The organism is Dietzia sp. B44 (assembly GCF_014145245.1).
GTDB lineage: Bacteria > Actinomycetota > Actinomycetes > Mycobacteriales > Mycobacteriaceae > Dietzia > Dietzia natronolimnaea.
Genome location: NZ_JAALEF010000277.1, coordinates 1 through 4,610, shown reverse-complemented (window position 1 = coordinate 4,610; position 4,610 = coordinate 1). Strand labels below are relative to the sequence as shown.

The 4,610-nt window shown below is 70.0% G+C and carries 5 protein-coding genes and 1 pseudogene; 2 read left to right on the top strand and 4 right to left on the bottom strand.

From position 1 onward, the window contains the following. Positions 1-780, bottom strand: a 780-nt coding sequence (locus tag G6017_RS09780) for a DUF222 domain-containing protein (protein ID WP_194307832.1), incomplete at its 3' end; no start/stop codon positions are given. A gap of 215 nt (positions 781-995) precedes the next feature. On the opposite strand from G6017_RS09780, the gene G6017_RS09775 reads away from it, so the two are divergent. Next, positions 996-1,346, top strand: a complete 351-nt coding sequence (locus G6017_RS09775) for an ArsR/SmtB family transcription factor (RefSeq protein ID WP_182609780.1) — start codon at positions 996-998, stop codon at positions 1,344-1,346. 39 nt (positions 1,347-1,385) lie between these two features. On the opposite strand, the gene G6017_RS09770 is transcribed toward G6017_RS09775, so the two are convergent. Both G6017_RS09770 and G6017_RS09765 read right to left on the bottom strand, forming a co-directional pair. Beyond that, positions 1,386-2,129, bottom strand: coding sequence for an arsenate reductase/protein-tyrosine-phosphatase family protein (locus G6017_RS09770; RefSeq protein WP_523519708.1), 744 nt, complete (start codon positions 2,127-2,129; stop codon positions 1,386-1,388). Between the two features lie 71 nt (positions 2,130-2,200). Continuing rightward, the gene (locus G6017_RS09765; RefSeq protein ID WP_182617146.1) at positions 2,201-3,715 is read right to left on the bottom strand and encodes a SulP family inorganic anion transporter; all 1,515 of its coding nucleotides are present in this window, start codon (positions 3,713-3,715) and stop codon (positions 2,201-2,203) included. Between the two features lie 100 nt (positions 3,716-3,815). On the opposite strand from G6017_RS09765, the gene G6017_RS09760 reads away from it, so the two are divergent. After that, the gene (locus G6017_RS09760; protein ID WP_182617149.1) at positions 3,816-4,169 is read left to right on the top strand and encodes a MerR family transcriptional regulator; all 354 of its coding nucleotides are present in this window, start codon (positions 3,816-3,818) and stop codon (positions 4,167-4,169) included. On the opposite strand, the pseudogene G6017_RS09755 reads toward G6017_RS09760, so the two are convergent. Then, positions 4,170-4,610: pseudogene (locus tag G6017_RS09755) on the bottom strand (pyridine nucleotide-disulfide oxidoreductase); the annotation flags it as partial.

Here is a 4,610-nt window from a genome sequence, read left to right as displayed (position 1 = left end):
CGGCGCGAGATCGGTGGCACGGGCGCGGCCCCGGTCTCCGCACACCAGGGACAGCAGGGCGTCCGCGCGGCGTTCGGGCACCGGATAGTTCGACATGTCCGCCCCCTCGGCGTCGGCGCGGGCCTGCGCTGATTCCGCGGGGGTGTCCGGGGCGGGGTTGGCGAACTCTGCGGCGCGCTGGTCGATGGCCTCTGCCAGCACAGCGGCCTCGTCGGAGGCCAGGGTCGCCCACAGGTTGGTCATGCCGTCGGCGCCCTTGCGGATGTGGACTCCGCGTCCGCGGGCGGCGGCGTCTCTTCGTTCGCGGATCCCGTTGGCGTCGTAGCGGGCGATGATCGCGTCGACGGAGTCGCGCACCGACCGGGCGCCCGGACGCTCGCCGGCCTCGATGGCGGCGAGGTAGTCCTCCACGACCTCCTGCTGAACCCGGGACAGGACGGCCGGATCGACCGTGGCCATCTGACGAGCCAACAACTCGGCTGCGCGCTGTTCCATCCGACCGGCCGAGAGCGCCTCCATGACGGCCGGGTAGCGCTCGGTCAGGTCCGCGGCGAGGCTGATCATGGCGGCGGCGCGGCCAGAGGAGATGGGCATCGACGCCACGACGTAGCCGGTGCACACGTCGAACGGGTCGACCACCGCGTGCCCGGGCGGGGAACCGTCCCCCGCCCCGGCCTCGTCCTGGCGCACGCACTCGCGGAACAACTCGTAACACGCGGCCAGGCGGGCCCCGGCGGCGCGATTCTCCGCCACCCAGGTGTCGCGGGCGGAATCGGACAACCTCCCGAGCGGGGACGGGTGACCAGAACGACCGACCCCACTTGTCGCGCCACCAGCCGTCTCGTCCACGCCCTCACCTCCACCCGTACGCCCACTCGTACGTCGCCGTCACATTGTATCGAACTAGTGTTCTAGTATACGCACACACTTTCGAATGGGCAAGAGGGGACATCCACAGGCCTCCCCCGCCCCGGTCGTCCGGGTAACCTGGGACCATGACCTCGCCCGAGCCCGCCGAATACTGCTGCATCGCCGGCGCGAACGGGCCGCTCACCCAGGCCGAGGCCGAAGCCGCGGCGACCCGGTTCAAGGCTCTGGCCGACCCCATGCGCCTCCGCCTGCTCTCGCACATCGCGGCGGCGGAGTGCGATGACGTCTGCGTGTGCACCCTCACCGAACCGCTGGGGATCTCCCAGCCCACCGTGAGTCATCACATGAAGAAGCTGGTCGAGGCGGGACTCGTCACCCGCGAACAACGCGGCCGGATGGCGCACTACAGCATCGTCCCGGAGGCGTTCTCCCAGATCCGCGACATCGTCGACGTCCGAGGCCTCCGCCTCGCCTGAGGACTGGTCAGCCTGAGGACCGTTCAGCCTGAGGACCGTTCAGGGCGACGCCGCCTCCCTGGTCGCACCACCCGAACTCGGAGCACCGGGGGCGGTCGCGGGCGTCATGCCGACGATCTCCGGCAGGGCCTGGCGGACCCGGTCGTCGATGTCGTCACGGATGGAGCGGACGCGGTCGAGATCCTGGCCGGCGGGGTCCGAGACGTCCCAGTCCAGGTACCGCTTGCCCGGATAGACGGCGCAGGCGTCCCCGCACCCCATGGAGATCACCACGTCGGCGGCCGCCACCACGTCGTCGGTGAGCGGCTTGGGGTATTCCGAGGTCAGGTCGAGCCCGACCTCGGCCATGGCCGCCCGGCAGTTCTCGTCGATCCCGGACGCCGGGAGCGAGCCTGCGGACCGGACGTGGACCCGCCCCTCCGACCGGTCCGCCATGAGAGCCGCGGCCATCTGGGAGCGCCCCGAGTTCTGGACGCAGATGAAGAGCACCTCGGGGACGTCCTTGGCGACCCGCCCCTCCGCCTGCGCGAGAGCCTTGAGCCTGTCGGTCGCGAAGCGGCGGGACAGCGACGGCAGATGGGCGGTGACCCGCGCGGTTCGACGCAACGCGGCATAGGACTCGAACACCACGCGCTCGACGGTCTGCGGACTGAACACGCCCCCGTAGTGCCGGGCCAGCTCGCGGGCGTCACGCTGGAGTTGCGTCTGAGGCATGAGCAGTTCGGGGAGAGGAGCGTCGTGCACGGATCGGGACATGTCGGCCTCCAAGCCTCGTATCGACATCCATCAATATAGATGCCCATCGATGCTTTCGGAAGCCCGGCCGGAGGGATTCGCTCGGGACCGACCCGCGCTCAGTGCCCGGCGCCGAGCCTGCCCGAGAGCTTGTCGAGCCGCTCCCTGCTGGCACCGTCGAGTCCGATCACCGTGAGGGTCTTGCCCTTGGCCGCGTACTTCTGCTGCACGGCGTCGAGCGTGGCGACGGTCGAGGCGTCCCAGATGTCGGCGTCGGTGAGATCGAGTACCACGTGCTCGGGGTCGCCGGAGTAGTCGAACCGGTACACGAGGTCGTTGCTCGAGGCCCAGAACAGCTCGCCCGTGACCCGGTAGGTGCGGGTGTCGACCGCCCCGTCGTGGTCCGTGTCGAGCTCGGCGACTTTCTCGATGGTCGTCATGTGCGCGACCCGGCGCGCGAACATGATCATCGCCGTGACCACCCCCAGGATCACGCCGATCGCGAGGTTGTGGGTCCACACCGTCGCCGCCACGGTGACGACCATGACGAGGGTCTCCGACAGCGGCATCAGCCGCAGTGTCCGGGGATGGATCGAGTGCCAGTCCATGGTCCCCACCGAGACCATGATCATCACCGCGACCAGTGCGGCCATCGGGATCAGTCCGACGACGTCGCCCAGGACGACGACGAGGACCAGCAGGAACACGCCGGCGAGCAGGGTGGACAGCCGCGTCCGTGCGCCCGAGGCCTTGACGTTGATCATCGTCTGCCCGATCATCGCGCAGCCGCCCATCCCGCCGAAGAAACCGGTGACGAGATTTGCGACGCCCTGACCCCAGCCCTCACGCGTCTTGTCGGAGTGCGTCTCCGTGATGTCGTCGACCAACTTGGCCGTCATCAGCGACTCCATGAGCCCCACGAGCGCCATGGCGAGCGCGTAGGGGGCGATGATCTGCAGCGTCTCCAGGGTGAGCGGCACGTCCGGCAGCAGGAGGGTCGGCAGCGACCCGGGCAACTCGCCCTGGTCGTGCACGTTGGGGACCGACCATCCCACCCACACCACCACGATCGTCAGTGCCACGATCGCGATCAGGGGCGCGGGGATCACCGTGGTGAGCCTGGGAAAGAACACGAGGACGAGCAGCCCCACCGCCACCAGCGGGTACACCAGCCACGGCACGCCCACCAGGTGCGGGATCTGGGCGGAGAAGATGAGGATCGCGAGCGCGTTGACGAATCCGACCATCACCGAGCGTGGGATGAACCGCATCAGCCTCGCGACCCCGAACACGCTCAGCAGCACCTGCAGCACCCCGGCCAGGAGGACCGTGGCGATGAGGTGGTCCAGTCCGTGCTCGAGCACGACCGGCGCCACGACGAGCGCGATCGCTCCCGTGGCCGCCGAGATCATCGCCGGGCGTCCTCCGGTGAAGGCGATCGTAACCGCCATGGTGAAGGACGCGAACAGACCGACCCGGGGGTCGACGCCCGCGAGGATGGAGAACGAGATCGCCTCCGGGATGAGCGCGAGGGCCACCACGAGGCCGGCGAGCACCTCGGTCCGCAGCCGGGCGGGGGAGGAGAACGCGGCGCGGAACGAGGGCAGCACGCCGGTCGGGAACTCGGTGCTCACGGATCACCTACAGTCGGGGTCAGGACTCTCACACGGCGTGAGAGTAGAAAGCTACCGTAACGGGAGAGTTGTGGGCGGGCCAAGTCGCGGCGAGCAGACCATGAAGATCGGCGAGGTCGCCGAGCGCACCGCGCTGTCGATCCGGAGCCTGCGGCACTACGACGAACTCGGTCTGGTCATCCCCTCCGCACACTCCCGGGGCGGGTTCCGCCTGTACACGCCGGGGGACGTCGAGCGGCTCCTGCTCATCCGCCGGATGAAGCCCCTGGGGTTCAGCCTGGAACGCATGCGCGACTTCTGCCGGGCCCTGGACCGCCGAGCCGACGACCCGGCGGGATCGGCCGCGCTGATCGCCGAGATCGAGGCTGAGGCCACCGAACGGCTCGAGCGACTGCGGACCCACCTGGGCTATGCGGAGGAGTTCGTCGAGATCGTCGCGCGCCTCAGGGCCTGATCACCGGCCGAGAGCTGCGGCCACGGCCGCCTTCGCCCACTGACCGACCCCGATGAGGGTCGCCGAGGCCGCGCCGCACCAGTCGCCGTAGCCGAGCAGGAACAGCCCGGGCACGTCCGGCACCACGGGCCCGTCGGCGACCACCCTGCCGCCGACCCGCGACAGCCCCAGGCCGCGGAGGTGCCCGAGAGCCGGGCGGAATCCGGTGCACCAGATCACCGCGTCGACCGCCTCACGTCGGCCGTCGTCCCACTCCACCCCGCCGGGGTGGAACCGGTCGAACATCGGGGTGGCCACGAGCAGGCCCACGTCGCGGGCGGCGCGCACCGGGGGGACGACGACGATGTCGCCCAACTCCGCGACACCGCGGCCGCTCCCGGATCGGACCGAGGCGGTGGCGACCCGGAACAACTCCCGTCCGTCGACGTGGTCGGGCAGATA